Annotated in this window: 18 protein-coding genes; 10 read left to right on the top strand and 8 right to left on the bottom strand. The window is 73.6% G+C overall.

Going from position 1 to position 24,565, the window contains the following annotated elements:
• Positions 1-166 precede the first annotated feature (166 nt).
• Complete coding sequence (locus tag ABZ261_RS01590; RefSeq protein ID WP_356854550.1) at positions 167-1,600, bottom strand: endo-1,4-beta-xylanase; 1,434 nt, start codon at positions 1,598-1,600, stop codon at positions 167-169.
• 630 nt (positions 1,601-2,230) lie between these two features.
• On the opposite strand from ABZ261_RS01590, the gene ABZ261_RS01585 reads away from it, so the two are divergent.
• Positions 2,231-3,655: a non-reducing end alpha-L-arabinofuranosidase family hydrolase gene (locus ABZ261_RS01585; protein WP_356854549.1), complete on the top strand. Its 1,425-nt coding sequence runs from the start codon at positions 2,231-2,233 to the stop codon at positions 3,653-3,655.
• Positions 3,656-3,896: 241 nt separating this feature from the next.
• On the opposite strand, the gene ABZ261_RS01580 is transcribed toward ABZ261_RS01585, so the two are convergent.
• Both ABZ261_RS01580 and ABZ261_RS01575 read right to left on the bottom strand, forming a co-directional pair.
• The gene (locus ABZ261_RS01580; RefSeq protein ID WP_356854548.1) at positions 3,897-4,643 is read right to left on the bottom strand and encodes an SDR family oxidoreductase; all 747 of its coding nucleotides are present in this window, start codon (positions 4,641-4,643) and stop codon (positions 3,897-3,899) included.
• A 248-nt stretch (positions 4,644-4,891) separates the two neighbouring features.
• A complete protein-coding gene (locus ABZ261_RS01575; protein ID WP_356854547.1) occupies positions 4,892-5,872 on the bottom strand; it encodes a LysR family transcriptional regulator in 981 nt (326 codons plus the stop codon).
• Positions 5,873-6,052: 180 nt separating this feature from the next.
• Here ABZ261_RS01575 and ABZ261_RS01570 point away from each other — a divergent pair, with 180 nt between their 5' ends.
• Positions 6,053-7,207, top strand: coding sequence for an FAD-dependent monooxygenase (locus ABZ261_RS01570; RefSeq protein ID WP_356854546.1), 1,155 nt, complete (start codon positions 6,053-6,055; stop codon positions 7,205-7,207).
• Positions 7,208-7,377: 170 nt separating this feature from the next.
• On the opposite strand, the gene ABZ261_RS01565 is transcribed toward ABZ261_RS01570, so the two are convergent.
• The 5 genes from ABZ261_RS01565 to ABZ261_RS01545 form a co-directional block, all read right to left on the bottom strand.
• Positions 7,378-7,800 (bottom strand): Hsp20/alpha crystallin family protein, encoded by a 423-nt coding sequence (locus tag ABZ261_RS01565; RefSeq protein ID WP_356854545.1) that lies wholly within the window; start codon positions 7,798-7,800, stop codon positions 7,378-7,380.
• A gap of 130 nt (positions 7,801-7,930) precedes the next feature.
• The gene (locus ABZ261_RS01560; protein ID WP_356854588.1) at positions 7,931-9,190 is read right to left on the bottom strand and encodes an APC family permease; all 1,260 of its coding nucleotides are present in this window, start codon (positions 9,188-9,190) and stop codon (positions 7,931-7,933) included.
• A gap of 612 nt (positions 9,191-9,802) precedes the next feature.
• Entirely contained in the window at positions 9,803-10,807 is a 1,005-nt protein-coding gene (gene meaB, locus ABZ261_RS01555) for a methylmalonyl Co-A mutase-associated GTPase MeaB (RefSeq protein ID WP_356854544.1), read from the bottom strand.
• Positions 10,808-10,813: 6 nt separating this feature from the next.
• Positions 10,814-12,988 carry a methylmalonyl-CoA mutase gene (scpA, locus tag ABZ261_RS01550; protein WP_356854543.1) on the bottom strand — a complete coding sequence of 725 codons (2,175 nt, stop codon included), beginning with the start codon at positions 12,986-12,988 and terminating at the stop codon, positions 10,814-10,816.
• Positions 12,988-14,793, bottom strand: a complete 1,806-nt coding sequence (locus ABZ261_RS01545; protein WP_356854542.1) for a methylmalonyl-CoA mutase family protein — start codon at positions 14,791-14,793, stop codon at positions 12,988-12,990. Before ABZ261_RS01545 ends, scpA begins: the two co-directional genes overlap by 1 nt.
• A 325-nt stretch (positions 14,794-15,118) precedes the next feature.
• On the opposite strand from ABZ261_RS01545, the gene ABZ261_RS01540 reads away from it, so the two are divergent.
• The 8 genes from ABZ261_RS01540 to ABZ261_RS01505 all read left to right on the top strand — a co-directional run bounded on the left by ABZ261_RS01540 (position 15,119) and on the right by ABZ261_RS01505 (position 24,477).
• Positions 15,119-15,508, top strand: a complete 390-nt coding sequence (locus tag ABZ261_RS01540; protein WP_356854541.1) for a cell division protein SepF — start codon at positions 15,119-15,121, stop codon at positions 15,506-15,508.
• A 406-nt stretch (positions 15,509-15,914) separates the two neighbouring features.
• The gene (locus ABZ261_RS01535; RefSeq protein ID WP_356854540.1) at positions 15,915-17,111 is read left to right on the top strand and encodes an ATP-binding protein; all 1,197 of its coding nucleotides are present in this window, start codon (positions 15,915-15,917) and stop codon (positions 17,109-17,111) included.
• Complete coding sequence (locus ABZ261_RS01530) at positions 17,063-17,461, top strand: nucleotide pyrophosphohydrolase (RefSeq protein ID WP_356854539.1); 399 nt, start codon at positions 17,063-17,065, stop codon at positions 17,459-17,461. The genes ABZ261_RS01535 and ABZ261_RS01530 overlap by 49 nt, the downstream gene beginning before the upstream one ends.
• A gap of 170 nt (positions 17,462-17,631) precedes the next feature.
• Entirely contained in the window at positions 17,632-18,123 is a 492-nt protein-coding gene (locus tag ABZ261_RS01525) for a DUF6099 family protein (protein WP_356854587.1), read from the top strand.
• Positions 18,124-18,487: 364 nt separating this feature from the next.
• A complete protein-coding gene (locus tag ABZ261_RS01520) occupies positions 18,488-19,411 on the top strand; it encodes an LLM class F420-dependent oxidoreductase (RefSeq protein ID WP_356854538.1) in 924 nt (307 codons plus the stop codon).
• 123 nt (positions 19,412-19,534) lie between these two features.
• Positions 19,535-20,062: a hypothetical protein gene (locus ABZ261_RS01515; RefSeq protein ID WP_356854537.1), complete on the top strand. Its 528-nt coding sequence runs from the start codon at positions 19,535-19,537 to the stop codon at positions 20,060-20,062.
• A gap of 411 nt (positions 20,063-20,473) precedes the next feature.
• Complete coding sequence (locus ABZ261_RS01510) at positions 20,474-21,940, top strand: 3' terminal RNA ribose 2'-O-methyltransferase Hen1 (protein WP_356854536.1); 1,467 nt, start codon at positions 20,474-20,476, stop codon at positions 21,938-21,940.
• Positions 21,937-24,477 carry a polynucleotide kinase-phosphatase gene (locus tag ABZ261_RS01505; RefSeq protein WP_356854535.1) on the top strand — a complete coding sequence of 847 codons (2,541 nt, stop codon included), beginning with the start codon at positions 21,937-21,939 and terminating at the stop codon, positions 24,475-24,477. The genes ABZ261_RS01510 and ABZ261_RS01505 overlap by 4 nt, the downstream gene beginning before the upstream one ends.
• Positions 24,478-24,565: the final 88 nt, after the last annotated feature.

The raw sequence follows: 24,565 nt of genomic DNA, 5'->3' as shown, positions 1-24,565 counted from the left end.
GCGTCGAGCGGTTCGGGCTCGGCCGCGCACCCGGACGCTCCGAGCACGCCCGAGGGCCGCCGCCTTCACGGCGGCGGCCCTGGGCCGTCGGCGATGTCGTCCTGCGGGGGGCGGGTCAGCCGCACCCGTAGGGTCGTCATCGCGGTTCCGATCGCGGCAGGTTCCCTCAGGTGCGGGTCCAGCGCTGGTTGCTGCCGTTCGAGCAGGAGTAGAGCTGGATCAACGTGCCGTTGGCGGTGCCGGCTCCGACGGCGTCGAGGCAGAGGCCGGACTGGACGCCGACGATCGATCCGTCGGAGTTGAGGCGCCATTTCTGGTTGTCGCCGCCCCAGCAGCTGTAGATCTGGACCTTGGAGCCGTTGCCGGTGCCGGCGGCGTCCAGGCACTTGGTGCCGTAGACCCTGAGCTCGCCGGAGTCGGTGTACGTCCACTGCTGGTTGGCGTCGCTGTGGCAGTCCCACAGCTGGAGCTGGGTGCCGTCGCTGGTGCTGGCGTTGGGCACGTCCAGGCAGCGGCCCGAACCGACGCCCTTGATCTGCCCGGAATCCGCGGGGGGTGTCGAGGAGCCGCCGTTGAGTGCGTTGAGGACGGCGGTGTAGGCGGGCTTCTTGCTGCCGTCGCCGTTGAACAGAAGCGGCGTGTCCTGCGACCGCCAGGAGTCGGAGTCGCGCACGCCCCAGACCGTGATGCCGAGGCAGCGCGGGACGGCGAGGCAGTCGTTGGTCACGTTGGCGTAGGTCGAGGCCGAGGCGCCCTGGATGTCGAGTTCGGTGACGGCCACGTCGACGCCGAGGGCGGCGAAGTTCTGCAGGGTGGTGCGGAAGTTGCTGTTGTAGGGGCTGCCGCTGTTGAAGTGCGACTGGAAGCCGACGCAGTCGATCGGCACGCCGCGCTGCTTGAAGTCCCGGACCATGGCGTACACGCCCTGGGTCTTCGCCCAGGTCCAGTCCTCGATGTTGTAGTCGTTGTAACAGAGCTTGGCCGCCGGGTCGGCGGCGCGCGCGGTCCGGAAGGCGACCTCGATCCAGTCGTTGCCGGTGCGTTGCAGGTTGGAGTCCCGCCGGCCTCCGGAACTGCCGTCCGCGAAGGCCTCGTTCACGACGTCCCACTGAGCGATCTTGCCCTTGTAGTGGGCCATCACGCCGTTGATGTGGTCGATCATCGCCTGGCGCAGCTGGCTGCCGCTCAGGCTCTGCATCCAGCCGGGCTGCTGGGAGTGCCAGGCCAGGGTGTGGCCGCGCACCTGCTTGCCGTTCTGCACCGCCCAGTTGTAGACGCGGTCACCGGCGGTGAAGTTGAACTGGCCGCGCTGCGGTTCGGTGGCGTCGATCTTCATCTCGTTCTCGGCCGTCACCATGTTGAACTCACGGCCCGCGATCGACGTGTACGTCGAGTCGCCCAGCTTGCCCGAGGCGATGGCGGTGCCGTAGTAGCGGCCGGTCTGCGCCGCTGCGGCGCCGAGCGTGCTCTCGGCGGCGTGAGCGGTCGGCGGCGCGACCAGTGGCGCGACGACACCGAGGACGCCGACGGCCAGTGCCCCCAGCAGGCGGCGGGCCGTGCGGCGGGCGACGGGGGGTCTGGGAAGGGCATACGAGCCCATGACTGTGCCTCCAAGGTAGGAATCATGGAAGGACTGGAGCGCAGGGGATTGCGTCGTCCGCCCCCATGCGGCAGACGGACGGGCGGGACGGGCCGGAGCGTGGGCAGGACCCGCCGGTGCGGATCTCGGTGCGGATCTCACAACGGTGAAGCGGGGCAGCGCAGGTATTTCACCGAGTCGCGGTCGGTTCCTCAGACAGGGATGATCGAAGTTTGACGAGGCATCGTCAATACTTCGGGCAGAAGTAGTTTCTGATTCTTTTCCGAAACTTTCGAAGACGGTTGGAGTGGGTGGAAACCCCGGTGTCGCCCTCGGTGCCCCTGCTCTGGGCTTTCCGCTTCGACGTCGGGGGTGGTGCGACTCGACCAGGGATTGACGGAGCGTCCGACATTCCACAGCCCTGGAGCCACGAATGTTTCGACTTTGGTGGCGACACGTGCGAGGGGTATTGACGCCGTTCAGCGGCTCCTTACCATTCGGGGTGCTCGACTCTTCGACTTTAGTTCGATATTTCGAACACTCAGACCGTGCAGTGGCTCGCGCGGCCGTTGCACACCGCACCGCACCGACAGTCCGGGCGACCTCTGACGAGGCCGACCGGAACCGCCCACTCAAGTGGAGGAAGTGCCGATGCGCAGAGGAAGGTTCAGCCGCGGGCAGCCGTCCGCGGTGCTCGCCGCCGCGGTTGCGGTCCTGGCCGCGCTGGCGGCGATGCTCGTCGCCACTCCGGCTCAGGCGGCTTCCAGCGGCGCCTTACGGGGTGTGGGTTCGAACCGGTGTCTCGATGTGCTGGGCGCCGGGCAGACCGACGGCACGCTGCTGCAGCTCCACGACTGCTGGGGCGGGGCCAACCAGCAGTGGACGTACACCGACGCGGGCGAGCTCAGGGTCTACGGCACCAAGTGCCTGGACGTTCCGGGGCACGCCACCACGGCCGGTACCCGGGTGCAGATCTGGACCTGCACCGGCGGTGCGAACCAGCAGTGGCGGGTCGCCTCCGACGGCACGGTCGTCGGCGTGGAGTCCGGGCTGTGCCTGGAGGCCGCCGGCGCCGGTACGGCCAACGGCACGGCGGTGGAGATCTGGACGTGCAACGGCGGCAGCAACCAGAAGTGGACCGGCCTGTCCGGGACACCGCCGACGGACGACTCGTGTCCTCTCCCGTCGACGTACCGGTGGACGTCGACCGGTGTGCTGGCGCAGCCGGCCCACGGGTGGGCCGCGGTGAAGGACTTCACCACCGTCACCCACAACGGCAAGCACTTGGTCTACGCGTCGAACGTGTCGGGGTCGTCGTACGGCTCGATGATGTTCAGCCCCTTCACGAACTGGTCGGACATGGCGTCGGCCGGCCAGACCGGGATGAGCCAGGCAGCGGTGGCGCCCACGCTGTTCTACTTCGCGCCCAAGAACATCTGGGTGCTGGCGTACCAGTGGGGTGCGTCGCCCTTCAGCTACCGCACGTCGAGCGACCCCACCAACCCCAACGGCTGGTCCGCGCCGCAGCCGCTGTTCACCGGGAGCATCTCCGGTTCCAGCACCGGCCCGATCGACCAGACCCTGATCGCCGACGGCCAGAACATGTACCTGTTCTTCGCCGGTGACAACGGCAAGATCTACCGGGCGAGCATGCCGATCGGGAACTTCCCGGGGAACTTCGGCACCTCGTACACGACCGTCATGAGCGACACGACGAACAACCTGTTCGAGGCGGTGCAGGTCTACAAGGTCCAGGGCCAGAACCAGTACCTCATGATCGTCGAGGCGATGGGCGCCAACGGGCGCTACTTCCGCTCGTTCACGGCCTCCAGCCTGAGCGGTTCGTGGACCCCGCAGGCCGCCGCCGAGAGCAACCCCTTCGCGGGCAAGGCCAACAGCGGTGCCACGTGGACCAACGACATCAGCCACGGTGACCTGGTCCGCGACAACCCCGACCAGACCATGACCATCGACCCCTGCCACCTGCAGTTCCTCTACCAGGGCAAGTCCCCCACCGCGAGCGGCCCCTACGACCAGCTGCCGTGGCGGCCGGGCGTCCTCACCCTGCAGCGCTGACCTGTCACGCGGCCGGCCGTGCGGGCGCAAGCACCTCGGCCGGCTCGACGACCCGCACGGCCGGCAGTCCGCCGCCCCGCCGCAGCACGTCGCCGGCCGTACGGCTGACGAGGACACCCGGTGGACCGGCCGCGCGGGGCCGGGCGGCGAACGGGCCCATGCGATCGGGCGGCGAGCAGGCCGGCGGTCCTCGTGCGGGCGGGTGACGAGTCCTGGCGCAATGACCTGCCGCCGGGTCGCCTCAGGGCCAGGAGGGTTCGTTGCGGGGCACGATCACCACTTCCGGCATGGCGCTGGTGGGCGGAACGGACAGCGCGCACAGCACTGCGTCGGCCACGATGTCGGGGTGCTGCAGCTTCGATGTGTCGGCGTCCGGGAAGCGCTCGGTGATGAACGGCGTCTCCATTCCGCCGGCCATCACGCCCGTGATGCCGATGCCGGGGCAGTCCCGCTGCGCTTCCTGGAAGAGCGTGTGGGTGAAGGCGCGCAGGCCCGTCTTGCTCGCGGCGTAGGGGCCCGCCTCGGTCCAGGTCCGGCGGGAGGCGGTGGACAGGATGTTGACGATATGGCCGTCACCGCGTGCGACCATGCGCCGGTAGACGGCCAGGCACATGTACATCGGGCCCAGGAGGTTCGTCGTCACCACACGGGTGACCTCCACGGCGGTCAGGTGCTCGATGGGCTTGGTGACGTCGACGGCCGCGTTGTTCACCAGGATGCCCACCGGCCATCCGTCCTGTTCGAGGTCCTCGACCGCCGCGGCGACGGCGTCGGCGTCGCGGACGTCGAGGTGCACGAAGCGTGTGTCGTGGCCGTCCATGGCCAGAGCGGCGCACGTTTTCTCGCCGTCTTCGCGGCGTACGTCGGCGAGGCACACACGCGCGCCGGCCTGGGCCAGGCGGCGGGCGATGGAGGCCCCCAGGCCCCGTGCCGCCCCCGTGACAACGGCGTGTCTGCCGGACAGGTCCGGATGGGAGTCGGGTCTCATGGTCGGTCCCTTCTGCAACGGCGGCTGCTATCTCCTTGCCCCGGCGGGTGCGGGCGGGACGGCGCCCGGCACGGAGAGCACCCGGTTGGGTCAGGGGCGTGCGGGATGGCTGCCTGCCGACTCCGCTCGCCGTCGCGCGCAGTCGCCGCAGGCCGGACGCGACCGGGAGGTGAGCCGGCTGGAGCGGTGCGCGCCGGGGACCGTCGGTCGAGCCGACGGCGGGCCTGGCCGGCCGGCCGGCGGGTGGATCAGCCCCCGGCCCCGGCCCCGCCCTCAGTGCCGCCGCCGGCCCCGGCACCTGCACCGGCCCGGGCACCGCCCTCGGTGCCGCCGCCGGCGACGGTCATGAGGTGACGGGTGCGCTCGCGCAGCAACGCATGCGTGCGGTCTTGGTGGTTGCGCGGGTGCCACGCCATGGCGATGACGACGGGCGGCAGGGCCAGGGGGATCGGGAACGTGCGCAACCCCAGGGTGTCCAGCATCGGACGACCCAGCCGTGCCGGGGCGACACAGACGACGTCGGTTTCGCGCGCCAGGTGCAGCGCGCCGGCGAAGCTGGGGACCACGGCGAGCACGCGGCGGCGCAGGCCCAGGTCGGCGAGCCGCTCGTCGATCGGGCCGTGCGCCCGCCCGCGCCGTGACACCACCACGTGGTCGGCCGAGGCGAACCGCTCCGGCGTGACGGCCCCGGGCCCGGCGAGAGGATGGTCCGGCCGCACCGCGCCGATCAGCGTCTCGGTGAGGAGCGTCTCCGAGCGGATCTCCGGGTCGCCGGGGCGGACGACGCCGATCTCCAGATCCACCAGTCCCTCCCGCAGGGCCGAGGTGTCCTCCACACTCTCCGGCCGCAGCCGCAGTGAGACGCCGGGCGCCTGGAGGCGCAGATCGTCGATGAGGGAGGGGACGAACGTCGTCGACAGCATGTCACCGACCTGCAGGTCGAACATGCGTACCGCGGTTCGGGGATCGGCCGAGTCCGACGGTGCGAACAGCGCTCGTGCCCGGGTGACGACCGCATGTGCTTCGCCGCGCAGTTCGAGCGCCCGGGGCGTGGGCACGAGATCACGTCCGGCCCGCACCAGGAGCGGGTCGTCGAAGGCGCGCCGCAAGCGGGCCAGGGCACGGCTCATCGCCGGTGCCGAGGTGTGCAGCCGCGCCGCGGCCTTCGTCACGCTGCACTCGCTGAGCAGGGCGTCCAGTGCCTCGATGAGCCTCAGGTCGTGGTCCATCCGCCGATTATCACCAGCGAAAAGACTGCGTACCAACGTTGCACTGGAGTGAATCGTCTTTCGTCCCTACCGTCGGAGACACAGGACGACACACAGGAGAACCGTTGTGAACATGCGTTGCCGGGCGCTGCACCGCGCCCCCCGCCACCACGCCGCGAGCCCGGCCGGAGGTGACCTCTGATGCGGGCCGTGGTGATCGGCGGTGGCATCGTGGGCCTGACGAGCGGGCTCGCGCTGCGCCGCGCGGGCATCGACGTGGTGATCTGCGAACGCGCGCCGGAGATCCGCGCCGCCGGGGCCGGACTGGGGCTCTGGGCCAACGCGCTGGCGGTGTTCGACGAACTGGGCGTCGGGGACGCGGTGCGCGCCATCGGCAAACCCGGTGAGATGTACTTCCACGACGCGGCCGGACGGCTGCTCGACACCCCGGAGTTCGGCCCGGAGGACCACGAGTTCCTGCTCGTGCACCGGGCGAAGCTGAACGACCTGCTCGCCGACGCCGTCGGACGGCACACCATACGGCTGGCCACCGGGTTCGCCGCGTACGAGGAGCACCCGGACCGCGTCACGGTCCGGCTGACCGACGGCAGCGTGGAGAACGCCGACGTCCTCGTCGGGGCGGACGGCGCGTATTCAGCCGTGCGCGGTCAACTGGTGCCGGGCACTCCCGCGGAGGAACACCCCGGCCACCACGCCTGGCGCGCGGTCCTCCCGGACCCCGGCATCACCCTGACCGAGGACCGGCTGATCCTGGGGACCCACGGCTGCCGCGGCGGGTACGTCCGCACCCAGGACGGCGGGGTGTACTGGCTGGTGAACCAGTTCAGGTCGCCTCCGCTGACCGGCACCCGCAAGCAGCAAGCCCTGGAGCGCGCGGCCTTCCTCGAAGAGGGGGAGCACGGACGTGTCCTCAGCGCGCTGATCGCCGCCACCCCCGAGGAGCGGATCCTGCACAACCAGATCATGCTCGTGCCGCCGCTGCCGCACTGGGTCTCCGCGCGCGTCGCGCTGGCCGGGGACGCGGCCCACGCGATGTCGCCGCACATCACCGCCGGCGCGACGCTGGGCATCGAGGACGCCGCGCTGCTCGGTCGCCTGCTCACCCCCGCCGGCGACGTGCCCGCCGCGCTGGCCGCCTACGAGGCCGACCGCATTCCGCGGTACGCCCGCGTCGCGGAGCTGTCGGCGGCGGTGGAGCACGCGCCCACACCGCGGGAGTTCGCACGGCACTACGCCGCGTTCAGCCACTGGATGCTCACGTCGCGGACCGCGGCGCCGGGGGAGGAGAAGCCGACTGCCGATCCGCAGCCCCGGCGGGGGAGCCCCGCCCGCTGATCGACGCGACGGCGTGAGCCGGGCCGTCCTGCAGTCCTCGCCGGCGCAGGGCGGCCCGCAGCCGCCGGTGGTGGCGGCCGCGGCCGTCGGTACGAGCGGCCGCAGCAGGGCGCCCGGCGTCCGGATTCTCCTCGTCGTCGGGTCGGACGGGGGCCGCGGGGCAGGGGTCCTCACGCGGTGAGCTGCCTGGACGCGCCGCCCCCTATGGCGATCCTGCGGGGCTTGGCGTGGGCGGCCAGCGGGATGCGCAGGGTGAGGACGCCGTTGTCGTAGACCGCCTCGGTCGCCGCGGTGTCCAGGGCGTCGGACAGGGTCAGGCGGCGGGTGAACCGGCCGGTGGGGCGCTCGGTGAGCAGGGGCTGGGCGCCGGCGGGGACCGGGGACGGCCGCACGGCGGTCAGGGTCAGCGTGTCCCGCTCCGTGGTCACCTCGATGTTCGAGCGGTCCATGCCGGGCAGGTCGAACTGCAGGTAGAGCGCGTCGTCGTCACGCCAGGCATCCGCGGGGACGAGGGTGCCGGCCGCGGTGGCGGTGGGTGCGAGCTGCTGCACGAGCCGGTCGAGATCCCCGAGTGCGCCGGTGCGGGCAAGCATCACCTGTTTCCTTCCTCCCTGGACGTGGCCGCCCTCAACGGATGCGGCCTCCTGACGGATGTCGCTCTTCCTATAGCCCACCGCAGGTGCATCGACAAGCGGACACCGGATGAAGCCGGCAGTCCGCGGCTCAATCCGTCGACGCGCGGCGGCGCCGCAGGGCGGCGAACGCCCCCAGGGCCGCGCCGACCGCGATGACGATCAGCCCGCGGGTCCACACCTCCGCCTCCACCTGCGTGGCGAGCACCACGCAGGAGAGCGCGCCCAGGACGGGGGCGGCGGTGTACGCCCGGAAGTGGGGCCGCTCCACGCGGTCGCGCCGCAGGACGAGGACGGCGGTGTTGACGATCATGAACACCACGAGGAGCAGCAGCACGAGGGTGGAGGCGAGGCTCGCCACGTCCCCGGTGAGCGCCAGCAGGAACGACAGGGTGGTCGTGGCCGCGATCGAGGCCCACGGGGTGCGGCGCCCGGGCAGCACACGGGTCAGGAAGCGGGGCAGGAGGCCGTCCCGTGCCATGCCGTACGCCAGGCGGGAGCTCATGATGCCGGTGAGCAGCGCGCCGTTGGCGACGGCGACGAGGGCGACGGCGCTGAACAGCTTCGGCGGCACCCCGCCCGCCTCCTTCACCACTTCGAGCAGCGGCCCGCTGGAGCGGGCCAGTGTCGCGGTGGGGACGGCGGCGGAGGCGACGACGCCCACGAGGACGTAGACGGCTCCCGCGGTCGTCAGAGCGCCGAACAGGGCGCGCGGGTACGAGCGACGCGGATCGCGGGTCTCCTCGGCGACGTTGACGGAGGTCTCGAAACCGACGAAGGAGTAGTACGCGAGCACCGTCCCGCCGAGGACCCCGGCGGCGGCCCCCGCGCCGGGGGCGCCGAGGCGGACGAGCCTGCCCGCTTCTCCGTCCCCGCGCAGGAACAGCCAGACCCCGAGGCCGACGACGAGGAGGAGGCCGCCCACCTCGACGACGGTCGCCGCCACGTTGGCGCGGGTGGACTCGCTGATGCCCCGGGCGTTCAGCAGGGCCAGGGCGCACAGGAAGAGGGCGGCCACCAGGACGACGGGCAGGCTGACGAAGGCGGTCAGGTAGTCGCCCGCGAAGCCCCGCGCCAGCGCGGCGACGGACACGATGCCCGCGGCGAGCATGCAGAACCCGGCGAGGAAGCCGGTGAACGGCCCGTAGGCGAGGGTGGCGTAGTGGGAGGCGCCGCCCGCCCTCGGGTACTTCGTGGCGAGCTCGGCGTACGAGGCGGCGGTCAGCAGCGACAGCAGCAGGGCGAGGAGGAGGGGCACCCACACGGCGCCGCCCGATCGGGCGGCGATCTGGCCGACGAGGACGTAGACGCCGGCGCCCAGCACGTCGCCGAGGATGAAGAAGTACAGCAGTGGTGTGGTCAGCGCCTTCTTGAGCGCGGTCTCGCTCTGCGGCGGGCCGCCCGGCGCCTGTGTGGAGGGGATGGTCACCCCTGTCGCCTACCCGTGGGGCGCGGCCGCAGACGGCAGGGGCTTGTGGTGTGCGCTGGACGGCCCATCGGCCTTCGGCCCATCGGCCCATCGGCCTTCGGCCCATCGGCCCATCGGCCATCGGCCCGCCGGCCCCGCCGCCTGCGGTCGCGGCGGGGCAGCCGTGCGCTCCGGGGCGCGCCCGGGCCGTCCCGCGCCCCCTGGGTTCCGCGCCGTGAGCGACGACCTGACCGGGAGCGGGCCGTCCAGCGGCCCGGTGCGGGCCGCGGGATCCGACGGCATGCCCTGCCCGCGTCCGCCGGCCTCGCTGCCCGCCGCCACACGTGTGACCGCAGGGAACAGGCCCGGGGCCAGGGGAGCGGACCGCGCCGCCGAGACGGCCGGGGCCCGGCCCGCGGCGCCGGCGGCCTGAGCGCGCGGTGGCCTGAGCGCGCGGTGGCCTGACCGTCGAGGCGGGCGCGGGCGCCGGCGCCCGCGCCCGCGCCGGCGTCGGGAGGTGGCGCCGGCCGTCGGGCCGGCCGCGGGACCCGCCGCTCAGGCGCCCGGCGGGGGAGCGGGGCGCTCCTGGAACGCCGCCAGGATGCGTTCCGCCGCGAGGGTGGCCGTCAGCCGGCCCTCCCTGACCTGGTCCTCGAGATCCGGGGCCAGCGCGCGCACCGCCGGGTCGGCGCGCAGCCGGCCGAGCAGCTCCTCCCGGACCATCGCCCAGGTCCACTCGACCTGCTGGTCCCGGCGCTTGGCGGCCAGCCGCCCCGTGGAGTCCAGCAGCGCCCGGTGCTGCTCCAGCCGCTCCCACACGGCGTCCAGCCCGGTCGACTCCCGGGCGCTGCAGTGCAGCACCGGCGGTGTCCAGAACGCGTCCCTGCCGTGCATCAGGCGCAGCGCGCCCGCCAGTTCCCGTGCCGCCGCCCGCGCGTCCCGCTCGTGCGGGCCGTCCGCCTTGTTGACGGCGATCACGTCGGCCAGCTCCAGGACGCCCTTCTTGATGCCCTGCAACTGGTCGCCGGTGCGGGCGAGGGTCAGCAGCAGGAAGGAGTCGACCATGCCGGCGACCGCCGTCTCGGACTGGCCCACCCCGACGGTCTCCACCAGGATCACGTCGTAGCCCGCCGCCTCCATGACCACCATCGACTCCCGGGTGGCCTTCGCGACCCCGCCCAGCGTGCCCGCGCTGGGGGAGGGCCGGACGAAGGCGTTCGGGTCGGTGGCGAGGCGCTCCATCCGGGTCTTGTCGCCGAGGATGGAGCCCCCGGTGCGGGTGGAGGAGGGGTCCACGGCGAGGACGGCGACCCGGTGGCCCAGCGAGGTCAGCAGGGTGCCGAAGGCGTCGATGAACGTCGACTTGCCGACGCCGGGCACCCCGCTCACGCCGATCCGCCGCGCCCGGCCGCTGTGCGGCAGCAGCTCGGTCAGCAACCGCTGCGCCAGCGCCCGGTGCTGCGCACGGGTGGACTCGACGAGCGTGATGGCGCGGGCCACCAGGGCCCGCTTGCCGTCGAGCACACCCTTCACGTACGTGTCGAGATCGATCGGTGCCATCGGGCGCTACAGCTCGTGGCCGAGGCCGGCGGACAGCCGTTTCACCAGGTCGTACGCCGCGTCCGGGATCACCGTCCCCGGCGGGAACACGGCCGTGGCGCCCGTCGCCAGCAGGGTCGGCACGTCCTGCGGCGGGATCACCCCGCCGACCACGATCATGATGTCCTCGCGGCCCTCCTCGGCGAGCTTCTCGCGCAGCGCCGGGACGAGCGTGAGGTGACCGGCGGCCAGCGAGGAGACCCCGACCACGTGCACGTCCGCCTCGACCGCCTGCCGGGCGACCTCCTCCGGCGTCTGGAACAGCGGGCCGACGTCGACGTCGAAGCCGAGGTCGGCGAAGGCGGTGGCGATCACCTTCTGGCCGCGGTCGTGGCCGTCCTGGCCCATCTTGGCGACCAGGATGCGCGGCCGGCGCCCCTCGGCCTCCTCGAAGGTTTCCACCAGGGCACGGGTGCGGTCCACGGACGGGGACCGGCCTGCTTCGTCGCGGTACACGCCGGAGATCGTACGGATCTGGCTCGCGTGCCGCCCGTACACCTTCTCCAGGGCGTCGGAGATCTCGCCGACGGTCGCCTTGGCGCGGGCCGCGCGCACGGCCAGTTCCAGCAGGTTCTCCTTGCCGTCGGCGGCCCGGGTCAGCGCGTCCAGGGCGTCCCGGCAGGCCTGCTCGTCCCGCTCCGCGCGCAGCCGGCGCAGTTTCTCGATCTGCTGGGCGCGCACGGAGGAGTTGTCGACCTTCAGCACCTCGATCTGCTCGTCGCTGTCCACCCGGTACTTGTTGACGCCGATCACCGGCTGGCGCCCGGAGTCGATGCGGGCCTGCGTCCGCGCGGCCGCCTCCTCCACGCGCAGCTTGGGGATGCCGGCGTCGATGGCCTGCGCCATGCCGCCCGCCCGCTCGACCTCCTGGATGTGCGCCCAGGCCTTGCGGGCGAGGTCGTAGGTCAGCCGCTCCACGTAGGCGCTGCCGCCCCACGGGTCGATGACGCGGGTGGTGCCGGACTCCTGCTGGAGGAGCAGCTGGGTGTTGCGGGCGATCCGCGCCGAGAAGTCGGTGGGCAGGGCCAGCGCCTCGTCCAGGGCGTTGGTGTGCAGCGACTGGGTGTGGCCCTGGGTCGCCGCCATCGCCTCCACGCATGTGCGCGTGACGTTGTTGAAGACGTCCTGCGCGGTCAGCGACCAGCCCGAGGTCTGCGCATGGGTACGCAGGGACAGCGACTTGGGGTTCTTCGGGTCGAACTGCCTCACCAGCTTCGCCCACAGCAGGCGGGCCGCGCGCAGTTTGGCGACCTCCATGAAGAAGTTCATGCCGATCGCCCAGAAGAACGACAGCCGGGGCGCGAACGCGTCCACGTCCAGGCCGGCCTCCCGCCCGGCGCGGATGTACTCGACGCCGTCCGCGAGGGTGTACGCCAGCTCCAGGTCGGCCGTGGCGCCGGCCTCCTGGATGTGGTAGCCGGAGATGGAGATGGAGTTGTAGCGCGGCATCCGCTGCGAGGTGTACGCGAAGATGTCCGAGATGATCCGCATCGACGGCTTCGGCGGATAGATGTAGGTGTTGCGGACCATGAACTCCTTGAGGATGTCGTTCTGGATGGTCCCCGCCAGCTTCTCCGGCGGCACCCCCTGTTCCTCCGCCGCCACGATGTACAGCGCCAGCACCGGCAGCACGGCGCCGTTCATCGTCATCGACACCGTCATCCTGTCCAGCGGGATGCCGTCGAACAGCTGGCGCATGTCGTAGATCGAGTCGATGGCCACGCCCGCCATGCCGACGTCGCCGGTCACCCGCGGGTGGTCGCTGTCGTACCCGCGGTGCGTGGGCAGGTCGAACGCCACCGACAGGCCCTTCTGGCCGGCCGCCAGGTTGCGCCGGTAGAACGCGTTGGACTCCTCGGCGGTGGAGAAGCCCGCGTACTGGCGGATCGTCCACGGCTGGTTGACGTACATCGTCGGGTACGGGCCGCGCAGGTACGGCGCGATGCCGGGGTAGGTGCCCAGGAAGTCCAGGCCCTCCAGGTCGCGCCCGGTGTACAGCGGCTTGACCCCGATGCCCTCCGGGGTCTCCCACAGCGGCGCGGAGCCCCCCGTGGCCCGCTCGACGGCCGCGCGCCACGCGTCGTCGCCGCCGTCGGCGACCGGGGTCCCCAGCTCGATGCCGGAGAAGTCGGGGATTCCCATCAGGACACTCCCATGCGGTCGAGGGTCGCGGACAGCACGTCCACCGCGTCGCAGCCCGCGAAGACGTACGAGTCGATGCCGGAGTAGTCGCCCCGGCCCGCCAGGAACACGTGGCGGGCCCCGGCCGCGCGCAGCGACCGGGCGGTCTCCTCGGCCTGCTCGGCGTAGCGGGCGTCGCTCGAGCAGAGGACGGCCTCGGCCGCTCCGCTGTCCTCGAAGCGGCCCCCGGTGACCGGTTCGATGCCGCCCGCCTGGAACAGGTTGGCCGCGAAGGCCGCGCGGGCGGTGTGCTCGGCCGGCGAGCCGAGGGTGGCCAGGAAGATCCGGGGCCGGGCGCCGGTCGCCGCCAGATGGGCGTCGGAGCGGGCGCGCAGTTCCTCGAACGCCTCGTCGCGGCGCACGCGCGGCAGCCCGCCCGAGGGCGGCTCGGGCGCGGGCGCACGCTCCACCGGCTTCTCCGACAGCAGCGGGAACTCGCTGACGCCGGTGATGGGTTCGCGCCGCCTGGCGAGCCTCTTGGAGCGCTCCGCCCAGGTCGTGGCCAGGTCGGTGCGGATCCGTCCGGAGCGCAGCACGGCCGCCTGGCCGCCGTCGCGTTCGATCGAGCGGAAGAACCGCCAAGCCGCCTGGGCGAGTTCGTCCGTCAGCCGCTCCACGTACCAGGATCCGCCCGCGGGGTCGACGACCCGCGCCAGGTGGGACTCCTCGATCAGGATGGAGGAGGTGTTGCGGGCGATCCGGCGGGCGAACGCGTCCGGCAGCCCGAGCGCGTGGTCGAACGGCAGGACGGTCACGGAGTCGGCGCCGCCCACTCCCGCGGCGAGCGTCGCGACCGTCGTGCGGAGCATGTTCACCCACGGGTCGCGGCGGGTCATCATCACCGGCGAGGTCACGACGTGCTGCGCCTGCGCGCCGGCCCGCGGCGCCCCGCACACCTCGGCGACCCGCGCCCACAGCCGGCGCGCCGCGCGCAGCTTGGCGATGGTCAGGAACTGGTCGGCGGTGGCCGCGTACCGGAACTCCAGCTGTCCGGCGGCCTGTTCGACCGTCAGCCTCGCCTCGGAAAGCTCCCGCAGATACGCCACACCGGTGGCCAGGGAGGCGCCCAGCTCCTGCGCGGCCGAGCCGCCCGCCTCGTGGTAGGGCAGCGCGTCCACGGTCAGCGCGCGCAGGCCCGGGTAGGTCTCGGCGCAGCGCGCGGCCAGCGATGCGTACGGCGCGAAGTCCAGTGCGGCGCCGGTACGGGCCTCGTACCCGAGCGGGTCGGCGCCCAGGTTGCCGCGCGCGGCCTTCGCGTCGACGCCCTTCTCCTCGTACAGCCGCAGCAGCGCCCCGGCGGCCTCCGCGGTGTCCCGTCCGGCGTCCAGGACGACGGGGGCGAGGTCCAGGTGGACGCCCTCCAGGGCCCGGCCCAGCTCGGCGACGGGGATGCCGCCCTCGCCCAGGACCAGCCACAGGGAGGTGGCGCCGTTCTCCAGGTCGGCCAGTACGGCGCCGTCGGCGAGCGCGGTGTGCCGCTGCCGCACGTCCCAGCCGCCCGCGATGCCGCCCTCGGGACGGGAGCCCCGCACGAACGGGGGGAAGCCGGGCAGTCCGGGGTCGGGCGCACCGTCGCGCGCGGTGTACAGGGGCCGCGTGCGCAGCCCGTCCTCCAGCGTCGTGGACAGGGCGTCCTCAGCTGCCGCGCCCGAGACTTCCTTGCCCGACTTGCGCAGCACGCCCTCGATCAGGCGTTGCCACTGCTCATGTGTCGCGTCAGGGAACTCGGCGGCCAGTGAGAGCCCGTCGTCAGGCAGGACCGTCATGGCTCGGATGCTAGGGCAGCGCGCTCAGGTGAGTGCAGAGCGCGGGCTGTGAGGTTTCTCCTCTTGCGGGGGCGAGCCGCGCCTCCCCCGTTCCGCACGGCCCCTGCCGGGTCCGGCGCCGGCGCGCACGGGGTCGCGCCCCGGCCGGGGGAGTGCGAACCGCACTCCCCGGAAAGTGAGGCATACCGGGGCATGCGGGGCAGAAAGGTGCCGGAGGTGCGGGTCGGGACGGTCGCGGACCGTGTCGCTGTTGGGCCGAACGGGTGACTTGGCGTAAGAATTGGCGGGTGCAACGATTGAGTGCGAGTCAGGTCGGGGGGAGCCGGTGAGCCGCTACGACGTCACCGATGAACAGTGGGAAGGGCTCGCCCAGGTCGTGCCGCTGCGGGGCCGGGACGCCTGGCCGTCCGCCGTGGACCACCGCTCGCTGCCCGATGCCGAGACCGAGACCCGGCGCCGGTTCGTGGTCCTGCGCGTCAACGTGTTCGCGGACGCCAGGGAAGTCGCCGAGACGCTGATGGCCGGCGCGCCGGTGCTGCTCGACCTGTCGGGCGCGGAGGGCGACGTCGCCAAGCGCGTCCTCGACTTCAGCACGGGCGTCGTCTTCGGGCTCGGCAGCGGGATGCACCGCGTGGACCGCAACGTGTTCCTCCTGACCCCGCCCGGCACGGAGGTCAGCGGCCTGATGGAAGGCGCCGGCGTCTCGGGCGGCTGAGCCACCGGCCCGGCCCCCGCCGGCTCCGGGCTGCGCGGGGGCCGGCGGTTCTTCGTCCGTCCGGGCCGTCGGCCGCTGTCGCGCCGAGCGGTCGGCGGCAACTCGCGCGTGACCGGTGGCAGCCGCCGCGGGGCGCGTGCCGCGCGCCGGCCGGCCCGGCGGCCGGTCCCGGCCGCTCGGAGACCGTGCCGCGCGGGGGCGCCGGGCAGCCGTGCCGGCCGCCCGGCGGCCGTGGGACCGCGCTGCGCGCCACCCGCGGTGGCACAGCGCTGCCCTTCCGCCCGCCGTGGGCCGCGCCCCGCGCGAGGCGGCGGCGCGGGCCGGCCGCGAGGGGCGGGTCCCCCGATCGTGGGAACGCTGCCGCAGCGAAACGGTTCCGCAGGCCGGCGGAGCCTACGGTCCGCATATGGCCGTGCCCTCCGTGTCCGCCGAACCCCCCGCGGCCGACGTGTCCGCCGGGACCGTTCCCGCGCCGTCCCGCTCGCCCCTCGACGTCCGCGCCCGGATCACGGAGCTGCGGTTGTCGGCGTTCGCCGGGCACCGCCGGGCCGCGTTCCCGCTGGGGCCGGTGACGGTGTTCGCGGGACCGAGCGGGTCGGGGAAGACGACCGCGCTCGCCGCGTACGAGGCGCTGGCCCGGCTCGGCGGCGGCGCCACCCTCGCCGAGGCGTTCCCGGATCCGTCCGCCCGTGTGCCGGAACGCGCACGGCCGGACGCGGGGGGACGGCGGGGCTTCCGCATCGGCTGCACGGCCGACGGCGCGGACGGCCCGGTCCGGCTCGACATCGCGGTGCAGGCCGAACCGGAGCTGCGGATCGTGGGGGAGCGGCTGACCGCCCGGGGCGTCGTCCTGCTGGAGACCGCCCTGCGCGACCCCGGCCGCCGTACCGTCCAGGCCGCCTGGCACACCGCGGGCTCCGCGCCGGTGACCCGCGCCCCCTTCCCCGACGACCTCCTCGGCACCGCCCTGCTGCCGTTGCGCGTGGCCGGCAAGACCGACGGACAGCGCCGTGTGCTGGCCGCGGCCGAGCAGATGGTCGTCGCCCTGCGGTCCGTGTTCCCCTGCGACCCGCGCCCCGACCGCATGCGCGTCCCGGCCCCCCTGGGCTCCGGCCGGCTGCTGCCCGGCTGCGACAACCTCGCCGCCGTGCTGTGGCGCACGCGCACGGAATGCGGCCGCCGGCACGGCCTGCTGGTGGAGGCGCTGCGCGCGGGCTGCGCGGGCCCGGTGGCCGACCTGGTCGCCGAGCCGCTGGCCGGCGGCACGGTACGGGCGCTGCTCGACCGCGGTGACGGCCTGCGCACCGCGGTGGCCCGGCTCGGCGACGGCGAGCTGCGCTACCTCGCGCTGACGCTGGTGCTGCTGACCGGCCCCGGCGTCCTGGACATGGACGCCCCGGGCGAGGTGCCGGACGCCCTGCGCACCCTCACGGTCCTCGCCGACGGCTTCGACCGCGGCCTGGACCCGTCGCAGCGCGGGGAACTGCTGCGGCTGGCCGCCCGGATGGGCGGGCGCGGCCACATCCGCTGTGTGGCCGCGGTCAGCGACGCCTCATGGGCCGCCGGGACCCCGGACGTCACGGTGGTACACATGAACGCGTGACTGAACACCCTGACCTGGCCGGACTCCAGCGCAGACTGGCGGAGTTCGCCGCCGCGCGGAACTGGCAGCCGTACCACACCCCCAAGAACCTCGTCTCCGCCCTGTCGGTGGAGGCGTCCGAACTGCTCGAGATCTTCCAGTGGCTGACCCCGGAGGAGTCGGCCCGGGTGATGGAGGACCCCGGCGCCGCGCACCGGGTGACCGACGAGGTCGCCGATGTGCTGGCCTATCTGCTGCAGCTCTGCGAGGTGCTCGGCATCGACCCGCTGGCCGCTCTGGCCGCCAAGATCGAGCGCAACGAACACCGGTTCCCGGTACCCGAGCCGGACGGCCAACAACCGGACTGCTGAGATCCGTTATCACTGTCCGTAGTTGAATTGCGTGCCGAATCAGAATTGTTGTCCACAGATTTCGGTCTTCCTCTAGCTTTTCGCACCAAGCACCCTCACGCTGGGTAGTGAACAAGGGAGTTCAAGCAGACGTGCGGCAGCGCACGGAGGAGACGGACGGGGGGCACCGCATGGACGCGGTTCGGCTCATCCTCATGAGCAGGCGTGCGCTGGCGGGCGGCACCGACACGGCGGAGATGATGGCGGAGGTCTGGCAGGCCCAGGCCCTGGCGCAGGCGATCGGGAGCCGCCTCGCGGTCTCCGGCCCGCCGGAGCTGCGCGGCGAGGCGCTGGGGCTGACCGAGCTGGCGGGCCGGGGCTGCGGGGTCCTCGATCCGCCCGAACTCGATCCGGGCGACCTGCGCGCCGCTCAGCTCACCGAGCTGGACGACGCCCGGGAGACCCTGCTCCGCCTCGGCGGCCTGCTCGGCGAGGTCGGCATGGCCCTCGTCGGCATGGCCAGCGGCGCCGCCGACGAGACGACGTACTGGCAGTGCATGGAGGCCATCGACGCGGCCGACGAGTCCCGCGACCGCGTCCGGGAGATGCTGCGCAAGCTGGCGGCCCGCGAGGAGGTCCTGCCGGGAAGCGGCAGCGAGAGCAGCCCGTCGGGCGCCGTGTGAGGCCCCGGCCGGCCGCATGGTGCGGGGGAGGCGCGCGTCCCGCACCGGCCGCCCGGCCCGAGCCGCCGTTGCGGCCTGAGCCGGTTCTCCGGACCGGTTCGGTCCACCGGCCAAGTCAGTCTCCCGGACCGAGCCCGCACCACGCAGGCCCCGCACCCCGCCCCCGCACCCGCATCCCGCAGGCCCCGCATCCCGCGCCTCCCGCTCCCCGCAGTCCGGCTCCGGCAGGCCCGGCGGCCATCGCCGGCACCGCTCACCGGCCGGTGCCGAGGCCCGCGCCGGGCGGACGATTCACCCGACCGGGGACGGCCGTGCCCGGCCCACCGAGGGGGAGGACGGGGCGCGCGGCGTGCAGGATAGGTGTATGGACCTTCGAATCTTCACCGAGCCCCAGCAGGGGGCCACGTACGACACCTTGCTCACCGTGGCGAAGGCCACCGAGGACCTCGGCTTCGACGCCTTCTTCCGCTCGGACCACTATCTCCGCATGGGCAACGTGGACGGCCTGCCCGGCCCCACGGACGCCTGGATCACCCTGGCCGGCCTGGCCCGCGAGACCCAGCGGATCCGCCTCGGCACCCTGATGACGGCCGGCACCTTCCGCCTGCCCGGCGTGCTCGCCATCCAGGTCGCCCAGGTCGACCAGATGTCCGGCGGCCGGGTGGAACTGGGCCTCGGCGCAGGCTGGTTCGAGGAGGAGCACAAGGCGTACGGCATTCCGTTCCCGAAGGAGAAGTTCGCGCGGCTGGAGGAGCAGCTCGCGATCGTCACCGGGCTCTGGGCGACCGAGGTCGGCAAGACCTTCGACTTCCACGGCACGTACTACGACCTCACCGAGTCGCCGGCCCTGCCCAAGCCCGCCCAGAAGAAGGTTCCGGTGCTGATCGGCGGTCACGGCGCCACCCGCACCCCGCGGCTGGCCGCCCGGTACGCCGACGAGTTCAACATCCCGTTCGCCTCGATCGAGGACAGCGAGCGGCAGTTCGGCCGGGTGCGCGCCGCCGCGGAGGAGGCCGGCCGCCGCGCGGACGACCTGACGTACTCCAACGCGCTGGTGGTCTGCGTCGGCCGGGACGACCAGGAGGTCGCCCGCCGCGCCGCCGCGATCGGCCGCGAGGTCGACGAGCTCAAGGCCAACGGGCTGGCCGGCTCCCCGGCCGAGGTCGTCGACAAGATCGGCCGCTACGCGGAGATCGGTTCCCAGCGGATCTACCTGCAGATCCTCGACCTGGACGACCTCGACCACCTGGAGCTGATCGCCACGCAGGTCAAGCCGCAGCTGCCGTGACACGCCCCGCGCGGCCCGCTCCCCGCCCGGCGCGCCGGGCGGGGAGCGCGATGTGACAGGGCTGTGGCCGGAACTGTGGCGTCCGTCACTGCCCCGGCGGGGCGGCCCTGGTCGGATCGCCGGATGGACGACGAATCCCCGCTCGGTGCCTTGTTCGCTCTGCTCATCCCCGGAGTCTTGCTGGCGGTCCCCGTCTGGGTGATCGCGGTCGTCGTCAAGGCCGTGTCCGTGGCCCTGCCCGGCCGGCGCCCGGACTGGCCGCAGGACCTGCTGCGCTGGGGTGCCTGGATGGCCGGTTCGGCCGCGGTCATCGTCTACCTGCTGGGCGCCGGAACGGTCGCGTTTTCCGTGCACGAGGCCTCCTCCGGTGCGGACTCGACCCCGGCCTACGAGTGCCGCGACGACGTCCCGGCAGGCCGGCTCGTCGGCCAGACGGCCTCCTGGGTGCCGCTGCGCTTCGACTGCGTCCTCGACGACGGCAGCACCGTGCCGAGCAGTCCCGCCTACTTCTGGATCAACACGCTCGTGGTCGGACTGGTCCTGGCCGCGGTGGCCTGCGGGGTGATGTCGGGCACCGTGTCCGAGGGCCGGCCGGAGCCGCACGCGCCGTCCACGGAGCCCGGGCCGACCGACGTCTCCGGGCCCGCGTGAGCGGGGGGGGGGGGCTCCCGCGTGCTGAAGGCCCGCCGGGAACGCCTGCCCGCGGGAGCCTGCCCGTGCCTCGCGGCGACCGCCCGCCCGTGCCGCGCAGCGACCGCGCCCGGCCGGCCGTACGCAGCATGAGCGCCACCCGTGTCCCGACCCGGACGGCGCCCCCGGCAGCGCGCGCCCGGCCGGCGCACCGGCACGCCGCCCGGCACGAGACGGCACGGGACGGCGCGGGAGGGCGCGAGGCGGCGCGGGGCGGCCTCCGCGCGGCGCGTCCGGGCCGCCGAAGGACGGACGGTCCGGCGGACCACCGGCCGCGAGCGCCGCGGCCGGCCCGGCGCGGACCGGCCGGACCCGCGCGCGGCCCCGGAAAACCGGTGGTCGGCGCGGTCGCGGACCGGGAGACTCGACCGCATGTTCGTGACGATCTCCACCACCGGCACGGCCGGTGACCCGGCCACCGACCTGGGGTACCTGCTGCACAAGCACCCGGATCGGGCACAGGCGTTCTCCACCTCGTACGGCACGGCCCACGTGTTCTACCCCGAGGCGGACGCCCGGCGCTGCACGGCCGCGCTCCTGCTGGAGATCGACCCCGTCGCGCTGGCCCGGCGCGGCAAGGGCAAGGGCCGCGGCGGCGCGCCCGACGCCGCCCTCGCGCAGTACGTCAACGACCGCCCCTACGCCGCCTCCTCACTGCTCGCGGTCGCGCTCAGCAGCGTGTTCTCCAGCGCCCTGCGGGGGGTGTGCGCCGCCCGCCCCCTGCGGGCGGCGACGCCGCTGCCGCTGCGCATCGAGGTGCCGGCGCTGCCGGCCCGCGGCGGCGCCGCCCTCGTACGCCGCCTCTTCGCACCGCTCGGCTGGACCGTGACCGCCGACCCCGTGCCGCTCGACACCGCGTTCCCGGAGTGGGGGGACTCCCGGTACGTCCGCCTGGTGCTGGAGTCGGAGACCCTCACCCTCGCCGAGGCGCTGCGCCACCTGTACGTCCTGCTGCCGGTGCTCGACGACGCCAAGCACTACTGGGTCTCCTCTGAGGAGGTCGACAAGCTGCTGCGGGCCGGCGAGGGCTGGCTGGCCGGCCACCCGGAGCAGCAGCTCATCACCAGCCGGTACCTGTCCCGGCGCCGGTCGCTGACCCGCGAGGCGCGGGAGCGGCTGGAGCTGGTGCGGCTGGCGGAGGCCGACGACAGCCGGGTCGAGGAGATCGACAACGCGGTGGAGGAGGAGACCGGGGAGCCGGAGGAGAAGCCTGCGCCGCTCGCCGTGCAGCGCAGGGAGGCGATCCTCGCCGTCCTCCGCGCGTCCGGCGCCGCCCGAGTGCTCGATCTCGGATGCGGACAGGGGCAGTTGGTGCAGGCCCTGCTCAAGGAGGCGCGGTTCACGGAGATCGTGGGCGTCGACGTCTCGATGCGGGCGCTCACCGTCGCGGCCCGCCGGCTCGGGCTGGACCGCATGGGCGAACGCCAGGCGGCCCGCGTGCGGCTCGTCCAGGGCTCGCTCGCCTACACCGACAAGCGGCTGGGGGGCTACGACGCCGCCGTGCTCAGCGAGGTGATCGAGCACGTCGACCCGCCTCGCCTGCCCGCCCTGGAGTACGCCGTGTTCGGGCACGCCCGCCCGCGCACGGTCGTCGTGACCACCCCGAACGTCGAGTACAACGTCCGCTGGGAGACCCTGCCCGCCGGGCACGTCCGGCACGGCGACCACCGCTTCGAGTGGACCCGTGAGGAGTTCCGCGCCTGGGCGGGCGCGGTCGCCGCACGGCACGGCTACGAGGTCGCGTTCCGGCCCGTGGGACCCGAGGACCCGGAGGTGGGGCCGCCCACCCAGATGGCCGTGTTCGAGAGCAGCACCGTGAAGGAGGCGAAGGCGGCATGACCGGCACGCGCACGGGACGGGTCCTCCCCGTCACCGACCTCTGCCTCGTCGTCCTCGTCGGCGCCTCCGGCTCCGGCAAGTCGACGTTCGCGCGCAGGCACTTCAAGCCCACCGAGGTGATCTCCTCCGACTTCTGCCGGGGTCTCGTCTCCGACGACGAGAACGACCAGAGCGCCACCGGGGACGCCTTCGACGTGCTGCACTACATCGCCGGCAAGCGGCTCGCCGCCGGCCGCCGCACCGTCGTGGACGCCACCAGCGTGCAGCAGGACAGCCGGCGGCAGCTGGTCGAGCTGGCCAGGAAGCACGACGTGCTGCCCGTCGCCATCGTCCTGGACATGCCGGAAGAGGTCTGCGCCGCGCGCAACGCGGCCCGCGCCGACCGGGCCGGCATGCCCCGCCGGGTCATCCAGCGGCACATCCGCGAACTGCGCCGGTCGCTGCGCCACCTGGAACGCGAGGGCTTCCGCACCGTGCACGTGCTGCGCGGGGTGGAGGAGGCCGAGAGCGCCACCGTCGTCACCGAGAAGCGCCACAACGACCTCACCCACCTCACCGGCCCCTTCGACATCATCGGCGACGTGCACGGCTGCTCCGCCGAACTGGAGGCGCTGCTGGCCCGGCTGGGCTACGCCGACGGCGTGCACCCCGAGGGCCGGACCGCCGTGTTCGTCGGGGACCTGGTCGACCGCGGCCCGGACAGCCCCGGCGTGCTGCGCCGCGTGATGGCGATGGTGAAGTCCGGCGACGCGCTGTGCGTCTCCGGCAACCACGAGAACAAGTACGGCCGCCACCTCAAGGGCCGCAGGGTCCAGCCCACCCACGGGCTCGCCGAGACCATCGCGCAGATGGAGACCGAGAGCGAGGAGTTCCGCGCCGAGGTACGGGAGTTCATCGACCAGCTGGTCAGCCACTACGTCCTGGACGGCGGCCGGCTCGTGGTCTGCCACGCCGGCCTGCCGGAGAAGTACCACGGCCGCACCTCGGGCCGGGTCCGCTCGCACGCCCTGTACGGCGACACCACCGGCGAGACCGACGAGTTCGGGCTGCCGGTGCGCTACCCGTGGGCGGAGGACTACCGGGGCCGGGCGGCCGTGGTCTACGGGCACACGCCCGTGCCGGAGGCCACCTGGCTCAACAACACCATCTGCCTGGACACCGGCGCCGTCTTCGGCGGCAAGCTGACCGCGCTGCGCTGGCCGGAGCGGGAACTGGTCGACGTGCCCGCCCGGCAGGTCTGGTACGAGCCGGTGAGGCCGCTGCGCGTGGAGGCGCCCGGCGGGCACGACGGGCGGCCGCTGGACCTGGCGGACGTGCACGGCCGCCGGGCCGTGGAGACCCGGCACGCGGGCAGGGTCGCGATCCGGGAGGAGAACGCGGCGGCGGCCCTGGAGGTCATGAGCCGTTTCGCGACCGACCCGCGCCTGCTGCCGTACCTGCCGCCGACCATGGCGCCCACCGAGACCTCGCAGGCCGAGGGCTACCTGGAGCACCCGCGGGAGGCCTTCGCGCAGTACGCGCGGGACGGGGTCGCGCGCGTGGTGTGCGAGGAGAAGCACATGGGCTCGCGCGCCGTGGCCCTGGTGTGCCGGGACGCGGAGGCGGCGCGCGAGCGGTTCGGGACGGACGGTCCCACCGGCTCGCTGTACACCCGCACCGGGCGGCCGTTCCTCGACGACCCCGAGACGACCGAGGAGGTCCTCGGCCGTCTGCGCGCGGCGATCACGGGCGCCGGCCTGTGGGACGAACTCGGCACGGACTGGCTGCTGCTGGACGCCGAGCTGATGCCGTGGTCACTGAAGGCGTCGGGTCTGCTGCGCAGCCAGTACGCGGCCGTGGGCGCGGCCTCCGCGGCGGTGTTCCCGGGCGCGCTCGCCGCCCTGGAGGCGGCGGCCGCGCGCGGCGCCGATGTGGCCGGGCTGCTGTCCCGCCAGCGGGAACGCGCCGCGGACGCCGCCGCGTTCACCACCGCCTACCGCCGCTACTGCTGGACCACCGAGGGCCTGGACGGGGTCCGGCTCGCCCCCTTCCAGATCCTCGCCGTCCAGGGCCGCAGCCTCGCCGCCCTGCCGCACGACGCGCAACTCGCGCTGATCGACCGGATGGTGGAGCACGACGGCAGCGGACTGCTGCAGACCACCCGGCGGCTGTACGTCGACACCGGCGACCCGGAGTCGGTGCGCGCGGGCGTCGACTGGTGGCTGGAGATGACCGGACGCGGCGGCGAGGGCATGGTCGTCAAGCCGGTCGGCGCGCTGGTCCGCGGCGCGGACGGGCGCCTGGTGCAGCCCGGCCTCAAGTGCCGGGGCCGTGAGTACCTGCGGATCGTCTACGGCCCCGAGTACACCCGGCCGGACAACCTCGCCCGGCTGCGCCGGCGCGTGCTGAACCACAAGCGCTCCCTCGCCCTGCGCGAGTACGCCCTCGGCCTGGAGGCCTTGGACCGGCTCGCGGACGGGGAGCCGCTGTGGCGGGTGCACGAGGCGGTGTTCGGCGTGCTGGCGCTGGAGTCCGAGCCGGTGGACCCCCGCCTGTGACCGTTCCGCCACCGCCCGCCCGCCCGGCCGGCCGCGAGGCCCTGGCCCCGCCCACCGCCGAGCCGCTGGTCCCGGCCGCCGGCGGCTC

Origin of the sequence: Streptomyces sp. NPDC006193 (assembly GCF_040613915.1) — a bacterium.
Lineage (GTDB): Bacteria > Actinomycetota > Actinomycetes > Streptomycetales > Streptomycetaceae > Streptomyces.
The sequence above is the reverse complement of the archived record's forward strand: the minus strand, read 5'-3'. Positions and strand labels throughout refer to the sequence as shown.